The following is a 603-nucleotide window of genomic DNA, read 5'->3' on the forward strand; positions in this document are numbered from 1 at the left end:
GACCTACGCTGTTAGAGCCGAAACCACGTAGTGTCGTAAAGCCACCTGCGTAATAGTTTTCGTAGAATGGGAACAAGTTATCGTTGCCATCCGTCTGACCGTAACCGTTACCATAACCTAAGCGACCACGGAACAAGAGCGTGAACTCATGCTTCTTAGTCAAAGGCACGTACTGACGCACATCGTACTGCATTTTGAAGTATTGAACGTCAGAGCCAGGTACGGTCATCTTGTAGAATGCGCGTTGGTGGTTACCCGCTGTCGGGAAATAACCGCGGTTCAGGTTGTTACGAGTCCAAGAGATATTGAAATCAAAGTCGTTGGTGTTTAACGCACCGCTTGAGTCGATATTGTCTGCTTGAGCTTGCAAGAATTGCTCTACCTGCAAGTAAGGTGACAAGTTACCGATCTTGTTGTGGGTATAACCAACGCCGAATTCAAAACGGTTCAGTTCGTCAAATGGGAAACCCCATGTCAAACTTGCACCATAACTTTGGTTGGTATAGTCAATGATACCCGCTTCAGATGCTTCAAATTCATCGTAGAAACTCTTACCGCTAACGCTTACAACATCCAGGTTCCAGTATGGGTAGCGGTAGTCTA

General features: G+C 46.3%; 1 protein-coding gene. It reads right to left on the minus strand.

Translation table 11 applies throughout. The annotated features are described in order from the left end of the window. The coding region (locus R7Z49_RS26265; protein WP_318112595.1) for a BamA/TamA family outer membrane protein at positions 1–603 on the minus strand (603 nt) is incomplete at both ends.

It is taken from the genome of Vibrio sp. 1562 (assembly GCF_033340155.1).
In the GTDB taxonomy this organism is placed as follows: Bacteria; Pseudomonadota; Gammaproteobacteria; order Enterobacterales; family Vibrionaceae; genus Vibrio; species Vibrio alginolyticus.